Origin of the sequence: Dolichospermum compactum NIES-806, assembly GCF_002368115.1 — a bacterium.
In the GTDB taxonomy this organism is placed as follows: Bacteria; Cyanobacteriota; Cyanobacteriia; order Cyanobacteriales; family Nostocaceae; genus Dolichospermum; species Dolichospermum compactum.
In genome coordinates this window covers 5,030,338-5,044,446 of record NZ_AP018316.1, presented here as the reverse complement: position 1 = coordinate 5,044,446, position 14,109 = coordinate 5,030,338, and the positions used below count along the sequence as shown (strand labels likewise).

Here is a 14,109-nt window from a genome sequence, read left to right as displayed (position 1 = left end):
GAATAGGGACAAAAACAATAACCAATCACCAATCATTTGGGTTTAACTGACAAAAAATCTTATTTCTAAATCTATATCATTATGAAAAACTTCCTCTATCGCTATCGTAATTTCATTATCGGTTTTTCTGTATTAGGATTCATGGGGATCATAACTGGATGCTTAGACATGAGAGTATCATTTGAGTCTACAAATCCAGAAAAAAATTCAGCTATGGTGACGAACACGGTTAATAGCACTGATGCAACCAATTTAGATAGTACACCAAGTGAATCAGTAGAATCAAGTTCACAAAAAAATCAATCTACGGTTGTAGCCTATCGGTTTGATTCGGATAGTAAAACCAAGACTACTGGATTATTTCGTATGAGCAACAAAACTACTCAACCTGTCCGTCTAGCATTATTAGCCAGACAATCATCTCAAAAAAGTGCCACTGCCAATAAAAATAAATCTGGTATTCCGGCTCATTGGGATTTTGCTCCCCAAGAAGGAAATGAGAACGGGTTAATTTTATCCTTACCTCAAGGTAATTTAAAGCTAGAGAAAGGTGATATTTTGGTGGCTTTTGCTCAAGATGGTTCTCGACGCTATTGGGGTCCCTATGTTGTGGGAGAAACTTCTTCTCCACAATGGAATTCCCAAACTCAAGAATGGCAATTGGTGTTAGAAAATAGGTGATGGGGTTGGGATCTCACAGGTGTAGGTTTTTTACATTCTGGTGAGGGCAAGACTTGGGCGACAAGGTGACAAGGGAGGAAAACCCTACAGGATTATGTTTTTTTGTAACAATAACACACCGTTAAAAGACTATTGTGCGGATAAAATCTTCCTTGTCTACTTTCCCTCCAAGTCTTCCCAGTCTTGCCTTCACAGACAATATTAAAAACCTACCCTTGTGAGGAAGGAGTCAGGAGGAAGAAGGAGTTTTTTTGAAAGTTCATTTCTCACCTATTGTATATTGGGAGGACATAATTACCGTGTTTTTAAGTATAAATGTATGAGTATAAAATTGAGTGTTATTGATAAAGTGGTTGATAAGTGGTTAAAGAATTTACAACAGCGTCCAGTTCTGGCTGTGGCTGTTTCGTCCTTGTGGTTGTTGGTGATTGGTTGGATAGCTTTTGGCTGGAATTTGGGGAATGTGGGCTTAATTGATGAAACTGAGCCGCTGTTTGCTGAAGCTTCCCGGCAAATGTTGGTAACTGGTGATTGGATTACGCCGTTTTTCAATGGTGAAACTCGCTTTGATAAACCTGCTTTGATTTATTGGTGTCAAGCGATCGCCTACTCTATGATGGGAGTAAACGAGTGGGCTGCTCGTATCCCTTCAGCATTGGCAGCAATGGGTGTAATTGCTTTGGCATTTTATACTGTGCAGTGGTATTTTGCCAAAAAAGACGAATTAGAACAAGTTACCAACTTGCCCAGACGTTACTTTACAGCCGCCATAGCCGCAGCCTTAATGGCACTCAACGCAGAAATGATTGTTTGGGGCAGAACTGGCGTTTCCGATATGTTGCTTACCGGCTGTATCGGTTCAACATTATTATGCTTCTATTTGGGATATGCTCAAAATCAAGCTCCTATAGTCATTGCTAATTGGCGACTTCCCAATAAATGGTATTTAGCAAGTTATGTATTAATTGCTGGGGCAATATTAACGAAGGGTCCAGTAGGTATTGTTTTACCAGGACTGATTATGATTGCCTTTGCCATATATGTCGGGAAATTTTGGGAACTGTGGCGGGAAATGCAGCCAATTTTGGGCATGGGGATCGTTTTAGTGTTATCACTTCCCTGGTATGTTTTAGTAACTTGGCGCAACGGCTGGAATTTTATTAATGCCTTTTTTATCTATCACAATATAGACCGTTTCACCGAAGTCGTTAATGGTCATTCAGCCCCTTGGTATTTTTACTTTTTAGTCGTTTTGTTGGGGTTTGCACCTTATTCAGTGTACATCCCGGCGGCTCTAGTTAGAGTCAATATTTTGCAGCGATCGCACTGGTTAAACCAAGAACGCTCTCAACAACTAGGTTTATTTACCTGTATATGGTTTCTGGGTGTGTTTGGATTTTTCACAATTTCCGTCACCAAACTGCCCAGCTACGTATTGCCATTAATGCCAGCAGCGGCAATTCTTGTGGCATTATTTTGGAGTGATCTTTTCCCCAGTTCACTAACTACTACCCTAACGCCTCCCAAATTTTTACGCATCAGTGCTTGGATAAACGTAGGATTCTTGACTATTCTGGCGATCGCTCTCTTTAATCTTACCCGAATTGCTGGACCTGATCCCGCTGCTCCCGAATTATATGTACAAATGGAGAAATCAGGAATCCTCAAATTTGGAGGCATAATTTGGTTATTATCTACAATTACCGCCGCCATTCTCATCTTAACTCACCGTTACCGACAGATCATCACCATTAACTTATTAGGATTTATCGCCTTTATTGCGATCGTTTTAATGCCTGCTGTTGCCATCATGGATCAACAGCGTCAACTCCCTCTCAGAGAATTATCCGCCCTCATTGTTGAATCAAAACAACCCAACGAAGAATTAATTATGGTTGGATTCAAAAAACCTACCGTGACTTTCTACACGCACAAAAATGTTAATTACATCAAATTTGCTCAACAAGCTCTTGAATATATTCAAAAGCAAGCATCCCAACCAACTAAACCACTATCATTATTACTCTTAGTTGAACAGGGAAAATTTCAAGAAATGGACTTACCACCCGATAATTACAAAAGTCTAGCTATCAAAGGTGCTTATCATCTGATTCGCATTCCTTTGAAAACAGCCAAACCAGAAAATATCAACTTGTCTTAAACTATGATTTTTTTGATTGATGTGATTTATAAGCTGTCACGCATTTAACCTACATTTCGAGTAAATAAATGACACAGTTGCCACTCATGCTTTTACTTCTTCTTCTTGACTCCTGACTTCTGACTCCTGACTCCTGACTTCTGACTCCTGACAAATCATACTTTAATTTGCTAAAGATTGATTGATCTGAATTAATAACTCTTCCATTGAAATAGAACGAGGTAATATCTGAGTAGCAATTCCTCGAACCGCAGTTTCCACAGAAGATGTATACCTTTGTTTCCGAGATTTTGCCGCATTTTCATAATTCTGCTCATTTAATTTTTGGTCAAGTACCAAAATTGGTGGCAAATTTAACGGTAAATTCCCCAACGATTCAATAGCCTTTTGTACTTCTTTATTGATTGCCGTTTCCTGCCAGCAGATTAACAGTAAATCAACATTTTTATGGCTAACTTGTTGGACAACTTCCGACCAACAACTGGCAATAGAAGCTCTAAATCCAGCAGTTTGTAAGTATTGAATTAAAGCTTGAAACCACTCATATCCCCGATTAATTTGCTCATCTTCAAAATTGAGAAAACAATTTTTGACTGACTGATCATCCTTGATTGGTTTGCGTTTTGCTTTGGGTAAATCACTCAGCATACTTATATCTACCACTAAAATATTGATTGGGCAACAAATACCAGCAGCAATTTGTAATACAGATGACAAAGCACTTTGTCGATAATTTTGATTATTATTTTCCTGAGTCAAAGGACTTAAACAAGGAAATACAGACAAGCCAGGTATTTGAGAAGCAGCTAAAGTAGTCGCAACATCACAAGTTACCAATGGCAAAGTTGCCAATCTTTGGTGTTTAGTTAATTGTTGTAGATAAGTGCGAGCAGTAGAAATTCCCATATCTAGCAAAATTACATCAAACTGCCAAACTCGCGCTAACAAATCTGCTTGATCTAAATCATCCACTTCAATAACCCGATGTTCTCGCAGAGAAGGATAGAGATTAATTACCTCTAATTCTGGATGTACTAACCTAAGAATTCGCAAAGGAATATTTTGAGAATTGATACTATTATTTTCCAGTTCTGAACGATGAAATTCGCTCGTTATTGATATTTTTTCTAAAAATGATGCTAGTGCTTGATGCTTAATTGGTAAAGTTAAAAAACCATCAGCTTGTTTAGTAAATGCTTGTTCTTTTTCAGCCGCTGTGGCTGTGACAATCACATGAATATGACGAGTTAAAACATCAGATTTCAGTAAAGTCATCACATCCCAACCAGAAAGTAAAGGCAGTAAAGGATTTAAAAATATCGCCTTTGGTTGCAAGCGGCGAGCCTTTTCTAGTGCCTCTGTTCCTGATCTAGCAATAACAACACGATAACCTAAACCTTTGAGTTGTTCAGTTAATTCCTCAATATATTGAGCTACTGCTTCCACTACTAAAACCAATCTTTGGGAAGAACTATTGAGATTTTGAGGGGAAGAATTAATGACATTGCCTATTTCTATCTTAGGAACTATATCTTCAGACTCATTAAAACTAGATTTTGGTGGACTGGGAGGTAAAAGCAGAGTAAACTGACTGCCTTTACCCTCACGAGATAAGAAACTGACATCTCCACCATGCAAACGAGCTAAAGCTCTAGTTAATACTAATCCTAAACCCGTTCCTTCAAATTGACGAGTGAGAGGATTTTCTAATTGCTGGAATTTTTGAAAGATTAAATGTTGTTGTTGTTCAGGAATACCAATCCCTGTATCCCAAACAGTAAAGGCAATCCAACCTTCCCAACGGCTTACCCGTAAGCCAATTTCCCCAGATATTTCTGTGAATTTAAAGGCATTAGAAAGTAAATGTACTAACATCTGTCGCAAGCGTAATTCATCTGCCACCATTTCTTCTAAACCTGGTTCAATTGCTAGGCTAAATTGGTGATTAGATAAAGTGTGATTGTCTGATGGGGATACTTGTTTAGCTTTGTTAGTTTGATAATGAATGTTTTTAACGTCTGAAAAAGCCCTTTCACATACTACTTGAATTTGGACTGGAGTCAGGGTAAGTTCCATCTGTCCCGTTTCCATTCGAGTTAAATCTAAAATGTCATTTACCACAGTCATCAAATGTCTGCCACTTTGATGAATTAATCCAGCATAACGAGCTTGACGCTCATTTAGTTGTCCCAGTTGTTGATCTACCAAAAGGCGGGATAGTCCTAAAACTGCCGTTAATGGTGTTTTTAATTCATGACTAATGCAAGCTAAAAACTCATCTTTTAAGCGATTGAGTTGAATCAAATCAGCATTTTTTGCTGCTAATTCTTTACAAAGTTGTTGTTGTTCAGTTACATCTGTGGCTAATATTAACCATAGTTCCTCTGAATTTTCTGGTAATTCTGATTCGGAAACCACAATTTTTAACTCGTTACTATCTAAAGGAATTTTGGCAAACTGCCAAATCCGTTCCTGACCAGTTTTAATTTCAACCACACAAGTACAAATACCCAATTGCGTATCTAAAACGCAGTTGTTAGAACTGTCCTTTACTGGTAGAGGTGATTCTTGTAAAAAAGGGAAAGCTGATAGTGAGGTTCTTTGTCTATGCGTTGTGGAAATATTGGTTTTCTGGTTTTCTTGAGGATTAGCATAAATATATTTGGGAGTAAGTATAGTCTCTACCTGTTTTCTAATGCCTTCAGGATCTTTTAATGCTCCCAGTTGTTGCCACCAAGCGATATTTTGCGTAACTACTTCGCCTTGACTAGTTTGTAACATAATTGGCCAGGGTAATTTAGCCAATAAGTGGACTATGGATTTGTGTATTTTTGGCTGATATTTATTGGCTGTATGCTCGATGTTTTTTTGGTGGTGAGAAGTTTTGGTGTTTGTTGCATACTTGTGACTTTCTTGTTCCTTGGATGAGCTAAGGGAAATTTTCTTCTGAGCTAACAATGTTAATAGGCGTAAAGTATTTAAAATTCCCAAATATTTACCATCTGAATCAACTAGCACCCAATCTAAATTACTTTGTTGTTGAGTTTCTTGATCCTTGAGAACCAAACTGAATTTTTCCAGATTTGTTGCTGCTGCTATGGTCTGTATTGGTTCTATAAGGGATTTATCCACCTGTGAGAGTGGTTGTTGCAAATTTAAGAGGTTATTATCAGTATCCGCTGCTAAAAATTGTGGCAGTAATTGAGCAGAATACAATACACCAAGTGGACGTTGTTGGGAATTGACTATTACTAAGCGATCGCACTGTTCTTTAACAAAAATATCCAACGCTGCTGCCAGAGTATTTGTTTCCCAGCACATTGGCACAGTTGCTATAAATTCATAAAGTGGGTACTGTAGCATTAAAATAAGTCCTCGGTGGTCTTTCTTCTTGTGATCAACTTCGGCATCACCATCAGCACTTGGGTTAGATGGTCTTCAAGCCTGAAGCAATATCCTCCAAGAATATTTAGAATGGCTACGCCACACTATCAGCGATTCTGGTTACAATTGACAGACCTCTTCAAACTAGCCATTTTAGCTATGACTTTCGGTCACACTCCGCCATAGACATTCATTGTCTCGCCGCCAATTACCAATGTTTTTACCTTTCCGGTGCAAGATGTGAGTTTATCTCCTCAGCAAGCCACTATCTTCAGCAACTTGCTACTGGTATTGAAAGTCGTCATTTTTTATAGTGACAACTACAACAATAATTATGGCTCCAAAGATTCGCTTTAGAACCTTGAGGAATTATAATGATTTAAAATGCGACAATTCTTTAAGTTCGTTTAAGTATCTTATCAATAAGTGAAATAATGTAATCTATCTGCCGCTAGATATGCTATCACACACTATCCATCAGTCATAACTCTCCCTGAGTTTAATGCGTCATCAAAGAATTTGCCAGTCATCCTACTTAGTGTAAGTAAGTATCATTAATTATAGTCCAATATAAGTAGGTTGGCGTTAAAAATTGTCGTTGGGGCAAGGGAACAGGGAACAGGGAACAGGGAACAGGGAACAGGGAGAGAGTTTTGGGCGATTTTACTTTTCTTCATATACCTTTAAATTTTTCGGTTCACCTACTTATCTCACGCTCAAAAATTCATGATCTATAAAGAGTAGATGTTATTACCTATATTGCTTTTACAAACAAACAGGACTTACGCAACTGGCACAGCGATCGCTAATTATTAGTATATGTGTACTGCAATAATGAAGATGTTATTGAATCAGACTGATTGAGAATTGTTAATAGTAATAGATTAAATAAATGACGGGTATTAATTTTATGAGAGAATGATGATAGGGTGCATTAAGAAATTAATTAACGATGAAATTTACTAAACTTAATTACTGCCAGTATTTACTTAGCAGTCAAATCAACTACACAATGACTAATCTAGCAGAACATTTAGACAATATTAGTCACGATAAAATTAATTATTATTTAAAAAATGAGAAATTGACTCCTCGGTTACTTTGGGATAATGTGAAAGATATAATTGTCCGGGACGAGAATGCTTATATTATATTTGATGACACAGTTTTAAACAAAAGATTTTCAGAAAAGATTGAAATAGTGCGAAGGCAATATAGTGGAAATGAGCATGGCATCGTCAAAGGAATTGGAATAGTCAATTGTATATATGTTAATCCTAAAACTCTCAAATTTTGGGTAATAGATTATCGTATTTTTAACCCTGACAATGATGGTTTAAGTAAAGTTGACCATGTGAAAAATATGTTGCAAGGGCTTGTATATCAAAAGGTTCTGCCATTTGATACAGTTTTAATGGATACTTGGTATGCAGTTAACAATTTAATGCTTTATATTGATAGTCTAGATAAAGTTTATTATTGTCCTTTAAAGATTAATCGTTTGGTTGATGATAGTTTTGGCAAAGAAAAATATAAAAATATTGAATCATTGTCATGGAGTGAAGATGAGTTAGAATGTGGTAAAATTATCAAGATAAAAGCATTCCCCTCCGAGAAAAAAGTGAAGCTATTCCGGGTTACTATCTCTACCGATAGAACGGACTATATCGCAACTAATGATATATCTCAAAGTTCTATGGATGTTACACAACAGGTGTGTAAAATCCGTTGGAAAATAGAAGAGTTTCACAGGGAGATAAAACAATTAACTGGCATTGAATCATGTCAGTGTCGCAAAGGTCGTCTTCAAAGAAATCATATAGCTTGTGCTATGTTGGTTTGGCTAAGACTAAAAAACTTAGCTTACAACACAGGTCAAACTATTTATCAAATTAAGCATAATTTGCTTTCTAATTATTTAATAGGACAACTAAAACGTCCAGATATTGCTATGTCAATGGTTTAGTCTTTAGGCGCTCGGTGCAGCGTAGCCGCACCATCGCTTGTGCCAGTTGCGTAAGTCCTAACAAATATAAAACAAATTCTCGATAGAACATTTGGAGAAAAGAAGTACAAAAGTTTAGTTTGGCAAATTTGGAATTTTCTTGAGGGAATAATAACTCAATGTTACTGGCATCCGATACCTTATCAGATATGCTATTTGTCCCATTTTCATCCACAAAACCCTCTGCCAAAATTAGATATTCAAGATAATCATATCTTGGCTTTTGGCAAACAGAAAAAGAACCAAATTTTTCAGGATATGACTGCTAACGAAAAACAGGAACTGTTAGCAGAACTTAAGGCAGATTACCGTCAAATTATTATAAATTATTTTATCAGTGACAAAACATTACAAGAAAAACTTGATAAATTTATTAATGCTCTATTTTATACCAGTATTCCCATACCACAAATTATAGAAATGCACATGGAAATCATTGATGAATTTGCCAAGCAATTAAGAATAGAAGGCAGAAGTGATGAAACACTGCTCGATTATCGTTTAACCTTAATAGATATTTTGGCACATCTTTGTGAAGTTTATCGCTGTTCTGTTGCTAAAATCAGTTGAATGCCACAAAGTAGAATTTTTATTTACATTCATGGTAATTTATACTTGAATGTGTATGTAATCCTACGTTTTTTGTCTTTTACCTCTATATTTTTAGGAGTTGATATTGTATGAATGAAGCTAAAAAAACCTATGTTCTCAAGCTATATGTAGCAGGAAATACCCCTAATTCAATGCGGGCTTTGAAAACACTCAAAAATATTTTAGATGAAGAATTTCAAGGAGTTTATGCATTAAAAGTAATTGATGTCCTGAAAAACCCTCAGTTAGCCGAAGAGGATAAAATACTCGCTACACCAACACTATCCAAAATTTTGCCCCCTCCTGTGCGGAAAATTATTGGTGATTTAACAGATAGAGAAAGAGTATTAATTGGGTTGGATCTGCTTTACGAAGAATTGAATGAAGAATATGGGAAAGAATAATACAAAATGTAGGATTTAGAAAGCAACAAGTAATAATTCCGAGTAAAGTCGTGGCGTTAGCCACTTTTTGATGAAAATTTGGGAATTTATTTACCTGCAATTTGGTATATTTATTTAGTTATTAAAAATAATTAAAAACTTTCTTGATTTTAAAAACCTGGGTTGAATATCCATATTAGATAAACCATGAATAAAAAAGAGCAACCTGAACAAAAAAAAATACCTATTGGTGTCGAAAAAATTCGCACGATGATCGAAGGCTTTGACGATATCAGTCATGGCGGTTTACCTGTTGGTCGAACTACCTTAGTTAGTGGAACTTCAGGAACTGGCAAAACTTTATTATCACTGCAATTCCTTTATAATGGCATCACCTACTTCGACGAACCAGGAGTATTTGTTACCTTTGAAGAATCACCCAGTGACATTATTAAAAATGCCCATATTTTTGATTGGAATTTACAACAGTTGATTGATGAAGGTAAATTATTTATTCTCGACGCATCTCCTGACCCAGAAGGTCAAGACATAGTAGGTAATTTTGATTTATCTGCCCTGATTGAACGTTTACAATATGCCATTCGTAAATACAAAGCTAAACGGGTTTCCATTGATTCCATGACAGCCATATTTCAACAATATGAAGCTATCGGAGTCGTGCGGCGGGAAATTTTTCGGTTAGTAGCACGGCTAAAACTACTGAATGTGACTACCATCATTACCACTGAACGGGGTGAAGAATATGGGCCAGTAGCATCCTTTGGAGTCGAAGAATTTGTTTCCGATAATGTAGTAATTTCTCGTAACGTTTTAGAAGGAGAACGCCGCCGCCGAACTATAGAAATTCTCAAATTACGGGGAACAACCCACATGAAAGGTGAATATCCCTTCACAATTACCAATGAAGGAATTAATATATTTCCCTTGGGAGCAATGCGTTTAACACAACGATCTTCTAATGTGCGTGTATCTTCGGGAGTAAAAGTTCTTGATGAAATGTGTGGTGGTGGTTTCTTTAAAGATTCGATTATTTTAGCCACAGGAGCTACAGGTACTGGTAAAACTTTATTAGTTAGTAAGTTTATTCAAGATGGCTGCATTAATGGTGAACGAGCAATATTATTTGCCTATGAAGAATCTCGCGCCCAACTTTCCCGCAATGCCCATTCTTGGGGCATAGATTTTGAAGAATTAGAACATCAAGGATTACTGAAAATTATTTGTACCTATCCTGAATCAACTGGTTTAGAAGATCACTTACAAATTATTAAATCAGAAATCTCCCATTTTAAACCTGCTCGTATTGCCATTGATTCACTTTCTGCAATGGCTAGAGGTGTTAGTAATAATGCTTTTCGTCAGTTTGTAATTGGTGTCACAGGTTATGCTAAACAAGAAGAAATTACTGGTTTTTTTACCAATACCACAGACCAATTTCTGGGTTCTAATTCCATTACTGACTCCCACATTTCTACGATTACAGACACAATTTTGATGTTACAATATGTAGAAATTCGGGGAGAAATGTCACGGGCAATTAACGTATTTAAAATGCGTGGCTCATGGCACGATAAGGGCATTCGTGAATATAATATTACGGCAGATGGTCCCGATATTAAAGATTCATTCCGTAATTATGAGCGAATTATTAGTGGTGCGCCTACCCGCGTTAGTATAGACGAAAAAGCAGAACTTTCTCGGATTGTCAAACGTTTTGAAGACAAACCGAGTTCTGATCTCTAACATGAATTATAGTGCGATATTCCTGCCCAAATCTCCAGATCGTGCTATATTTCTGTTGAAGACAAGTATTCTGCCGCTAAATTAATATTTTTTGTGTGAGGGGATGCGGTGAAAGGACAGCAATTATTCCATTGTTTCTTACCTGGTGTAACAGTAGCAGTATTAACAACTCAGCCCGCTTGGGCTACTGTTATTAAAGTAAGTCAGTTACAGCTAACGTCTTCTCCTAGTGTGTTAATTTCTACTAATAGTAGGAATTCATTCACAGACAATAGCCTACAGCCCAAAAGTAACGTTAAAAGTAACCCAGGATTATTACCTGCTAATTATTTTAGTCAAGGTAGTATCAACCCTGTTGGCAACCGCAGTCTACCTATAATCATGGCTGACAATTATCTCAGCACTGAGGGAGAAAAAAGTTCTCCAAAATATGACAGTAGATTTGTAAGTTTTTCTGATTTATCAAATTCAAATAATAATTTACTGTTTGCGAGTAATTCTCAGTTAGGTAGTTTAAGTAACTCTGATCAGGAAGTGATCAATGGTGATGTTGAGGTATCAAAGTTACTAGAGTCTAGTAATTGTCCACAATCACAGCCCAAGAGTCAAGCAGCTTTGCTACTTACTAGTAACACCTGCTTATCTCAAAATAATAGTTTGATAGCACAAACAACTGTTCCGACTACGACAGAAACCAGTACACCTCCGACCGCAGAAAATGTCAATTCTGCACCTAGTCAACCTGTAGATTTTCCTAATGTTCCTAACGAATTGAATCCTAGTCCTAATCCGCTGTTATATCCGACGCAAGCAGAGGAAGTGAAAGTTCAAGGAACTCAGCCAATTAGTTTATCACAGGCGCTGGAACTGGCTAAACGGAATAATAATGATTTACAGGTGTCCGTACTGCAACTGGAACGGAGTAAATCGGTTTTACGTGAAGCTCAAGCGGCTTTAATGCCTAGCGTGGATTTGAGTGGTGATGTGACAAATAGTCGCAGTGCTAGTAGTACACTACAGTTTGATCAAGCTAGACAGACTAATCCTTTGGTGGGTGATGCTCCTTCGACTACTACATTTAGCGGTACTGCACAGATAAGATACGATCTGTACACCTCTGGTAGACGTAATGCAGCGATTAAAGAGGCACAAGAAAGGATACGGGTGCAAGAGTTAGATGTGGAGAGACAATCTGAGGAAATTCGCCTGAATGTGGCTAAGGCATATTATGATTTGCAACAAGCTGATGAAAATGTGAGAATTTCTCAGTCAGCGGTTACAAATGCTCAGGCGAGTTTGAAGGATGCAGTGGCTTTAGAACGGGCGGGTGTGGGTACTCGTTTCGATGTGTTGCGATCGCAGGTGAATTTAGCTAACTCCCAACAGGAATTAACTAGCGCCTTTTCTCAACAACAAATTGCCCGTCGTAAGCTAGCACCGCTGTTGAATTTACCCCAATCAGCGAGTATTAGTGCGGGTGATCCTGTAAAATTGGCAGGTTTATGGCAACATCCACTAGAGCAAAGTATTGTTTTAGCTTATCAAAATCGTCCCGAACTACAACAGAACTTAGCACAGCGCAATATCAGCGAGGCTCAAAGAAAACAAGCATTAGCAGCTTTGGGTCCCCAGGTAAGTTTGGTAGGTAGATATAACTTGTTAGATCAGTTTGATGATGGAACAAGCGTGAGTGATGGTTATTCTTTGGGAGTACAAGCCACCTTCAGTTTATATGATGGTGGGGCAGCAAAAGCCAGAGCAGCCCAATCTAAGACCAATACTGCGATCGCTGAAACTCAATTTTCTGAACAGCGCAACCAAATCCGCTTTCAAGTAGAACAGGCATACTCTACCCAGGCTTCAAACTTAGAAAATGTGCAAACTTCTAATGTGGCTTTAGAACAAGCTAAAGAGTCTTTGCGGTTAGCGCGGTTAAGATTCCAAGCAGGTGTCGGGACTCAAACTGATGTAATTAACGCATTAAATGATCTCACCCGTTCAGAAGGTAATCGCGTCAAAGCAATATTGGATTACAACCGGGCTTTAACAGAATTACAAAGATACGTTACCACTAGGGGTTTGAATCAGTTACAGGAATCAGGAGTCAAGTAAGAGGTAGGGGAGGTAGGGGAGGAAATTCTTCACCAATTACCAATCCCCCAATCCCCAGTCCCCAATGCTGTAAAATGGTTTTCAAATCCTGGTTTAGTCAAAAACTCATGACTACAGTTACATCACAAGAGATTGCAAAATTTCGCTCTCATTTGGTAGATGATCCTCAAGCAATGGAAGCATTAGACTTGATAGAGGATTGCGATGGAGATTTAGAAGATGCGGTAATGACACTGGCTATTCGGGCTGGACAAGAACCAGAACAAACCAATTCCGACTGGTTGGATGCTTTAGCCAAAAAGTGGCGGGCGGTAATTTGTGAACAAGAATATCGAGAAAACTTGTTAAATGAGTCAATTCAAGGGATGATAGTACATCTAAGGACAATACCGAGTTTTCCCAAAAGTCTGGCTACACCCGTTTTAATTTATATTCTTAAACAAGGTGTGAATAATTTTTGTGAGCCTTTGGATTTGCTGAAGTCACATTAATCCTGAGTTTTAAAATTGATGAATTATCTTGTTGCTGTATTATCAGATCGCATCCAGGCTGAAGCCGCTGATTTAGCCTTAGAAAGAGAAGGGATAAATGGCACTATTCTTGGTAGGGGCTATAAAAGTGCTGATGAGTTTGGTTTAATTGATCCCAAAGAACAAGCAAAAAAACAAGTCAAGCTAATGGCGATTTGGTTAGTACCATTTGGCTTTTTTTCCGGTTTTACCTTCAGTTTGATTACCGGTTTAGATACCTTCGCCTGGGCTGGGGAAATTGGAAATCATGTGGTTGGCGGCATTCTGGGGGCTGGTAGCGGTGCAATGGGTAGCGTATTTGTAGGTGGTGGTGTGGGTTTATTTGAGGGTGGTGGTGATGCTTTACCCTATCGCAATCGTTTAGATGCAGGTAAATATTTAATTGTGGTACAGGGTTCGGAAACTCTGACTCGTCAAGCTACTCGCATTCTCCGCCAGTTTGAACCAGAAAATATTCAAGGTTATGCGGAAACTAATTAGTACATACCAGATACCCAA

The 14,109-nt window shown here is 37.8% G+C and carries 11 protein-coding genes; 9 read left to right on the top strand and 2 right to left on the bottom strand.

Going from position 1 to position 14,109, the window contains the following annotated elements; all coding sequences use genetic code 11:
- Positions 1–81: 81 nt before the first annotated feature.
- Together CA730_RS23385 and CA730_RS23380 are read left to right on the top strand one after the other, a co-directional pair.
- A complete protein-coding gene (locus tag CA730_RS23385) occupies positions 82–681 on the top strand; it encodes a hypothetical protein (protein ID WP_096670968.1) in 600 nt (199 codons plus the stop codon).
- A 319-nt stretch (positions 682–1,000) separates the two neighbouring features.
- A complete protein-coding gene (locus tag CA730_RS23380; RefSeq protein ID WP_096670966.1) occupies positions 1,001–2,842 on the top strand; it encodes an ArnT family glycosyltransferase in 1,842 nt (613 codons plus the stop codon).
- Between the two features lie 162 nt (positions 2,843–3,004).
- Here CA730_RS23380 and CA730_RS23375 read toward each other — a convergent pair whose 3' ends face one another.
- The gene (locus CA730_RS23375; protein WP_096670964.1) at positions 3,005–6,205 is read right to left on the bottom strand and encodes an ATP-binding protein; all 3,201 of its coding nucleotides are present in this window, start codon (positions 6,203–6,205) and stop codon (positions 3,005–3,007) included.
- Between the two features lie 973 nt (positions 6,206–7,178).
- Here CA730_RS23375 and CA730_RS23370 point away from each other — a divergent pair.
- The gene (locus CA730_RS23370; protein ID WP_096665083.1) at positions 7,179–8,192 is read left to right on the top strand and encodes an IS701 family transposase; all 1,014 of its coding nucleotides are present in this window, start codon (positions 7,179–7,181) and stop codon (positions 8,190–8,192) included.
- On the opposite strand, the gene CA730_RS24760 is transcribed toward CA730_RS23370, so the two are convergent.
- On the bottom strand, positions 8,176–8,421 hold the full coding sequence (locus CA730_RS24760; RefSeq protein WP_157750050.1) for a hypothetical protein: 246 nt from the start codon (positions 8,419–8,421) through the stop codon (positions 8,176–8,178). The genes CA730_RS23370 and CA730_RS24760 overlap by 17 nt on opposite strands.
- Here CA730_RS24760 and CA730_RS23365 point away from each other — a divergent pair.
- The 6 genes from CA730_RS23365 (at position 8,388) to CA730_RS23340 (ending at position 14,091) form a co-directional block, all read left to right on the top strand.
- Positions 8,388–8,801: a circadian clock protein KaiA gene (locus CA730_RS23365; protein WP_231939927.1), complete on the top strand. Its 414-nt coding sequence runs from the start codon at positions 8,388–8,390 to the stop codon at positions 8,799–8,801. The genes CA730_RS24760 and CA730_RS23365 overlap by 34 nt on opposite strands.
- Before the next feature lie 110 nt (positions 8,802–8,911).
- Positions 8,912–9,226, top strand: coding sequence for a circadian clock protein KaiB (gene kaiB, locus CA730_RS23360; protein WP_039201202.1), 315 nt, complete (start codon positions 8,912–8,914; stop codon positions 9,224–9,226).
- A gap of 186 nt (positions 9,227–9,412) precedes the next feature.
- The gene (gene kaiC / locus CA730_RS23355; RefSeq protein WP_096670962.1) at positions 9,413–10,969 is read left to right on the top strand and encodes a circadian clock protein KaiC; all 1,557 of its coding nucleotides are present in this window, start codon (positions 9,413–9,415) and stop codon (positions 10,967–10,969) included.
- A 108-nt stretch (positions 10,970–11,077) separates the two neighbouring features.
- Positions 11,078–13,081: a TolC family protein gene (locus CA730_RS23350; RefSeq protein WP_096670960.1), complete on the top strand. Its 2,004-nt coding sequence runs from the start codon at positions 11,078–11,080 to the stop codon at positions 13,079–13,081.
- A 107-nt stretch (positions 13,082–13,188) separates the two neighbouring features.
- A complete protein-coding gene (locus CA730_RS23345; protein ID WP_096671760.1) occupies positions 13,189–13,572 on the top strand; it encodes a hypothetical protein in 384 nt (127 codons plus the stop codon).
- Between the two features lie 18 nt (positions 13,573–13,590).
- Complete coding sequence (locus CA730_RS23340) at positions 13,591–14,091, top strand: hypothetical protein (RefSeq protein WP_096670958.1); 501 nt, start codon at positions 13,591–13,593, stop codon at positions 14,089–14,091.
- Positions 14,092–14,109: the final 18 nt, after the last annotated feature.

Coding starts and splice junctions, on each gene's coding strand:
- CA730_RS23385 (WP_096670968.1), top strand. CDS start 82: ATGAAAAACTTCCTCTATCGCTATCGTAATTTCATTATCGGTTTTTCT.
- CA730_RS23380 (WP_096670966.1), top strand. CDS start 1,001: ATGAGTATAAAATTGAGTGTTATTGATAAAGTGGTTGATAAGTGGTTA.
- CA730_RS23375 (WP_096670964.1), bottom strand. CDS start 6,205: ATGCTACAGTACCCACTTTATGAATTTATAGCAACTGTGCCAATGTGC.
- CA730_RS23370 (WP_096665083.1), top strand. CDS start 7,179: ATGAAATTTACTAAACTTAATTACTGCCAGTATTTACTTAGCAGTCAA.
- kaiB (WP_039201202.1), top strand. CDS start 8,912: ATGAATGAAGCTAAAAAAACCTATGTTCTCAAGCTATATGTAGCAGGA.
- kaiC (WP_096670962.1), top strand. CDS start 9,413: ATGAATAAAAAAGAGCAACCTGAACAAAAAAAAATACCTATTGGTGTC.
- CA730_RS23345 (WP_096671760.1), top strand. CDS start 13,189: ATGACTACAGTTACATCACAAGAGATTGCAAAATTTCGCTCTCATTTG.
- CA730_RS23340 (WP_096670958.1), top strand. CDS start 13,591: ATGAATTATCTTGTTGCTGTATTATCAGATCGCATCCAGGCTGAAGCC.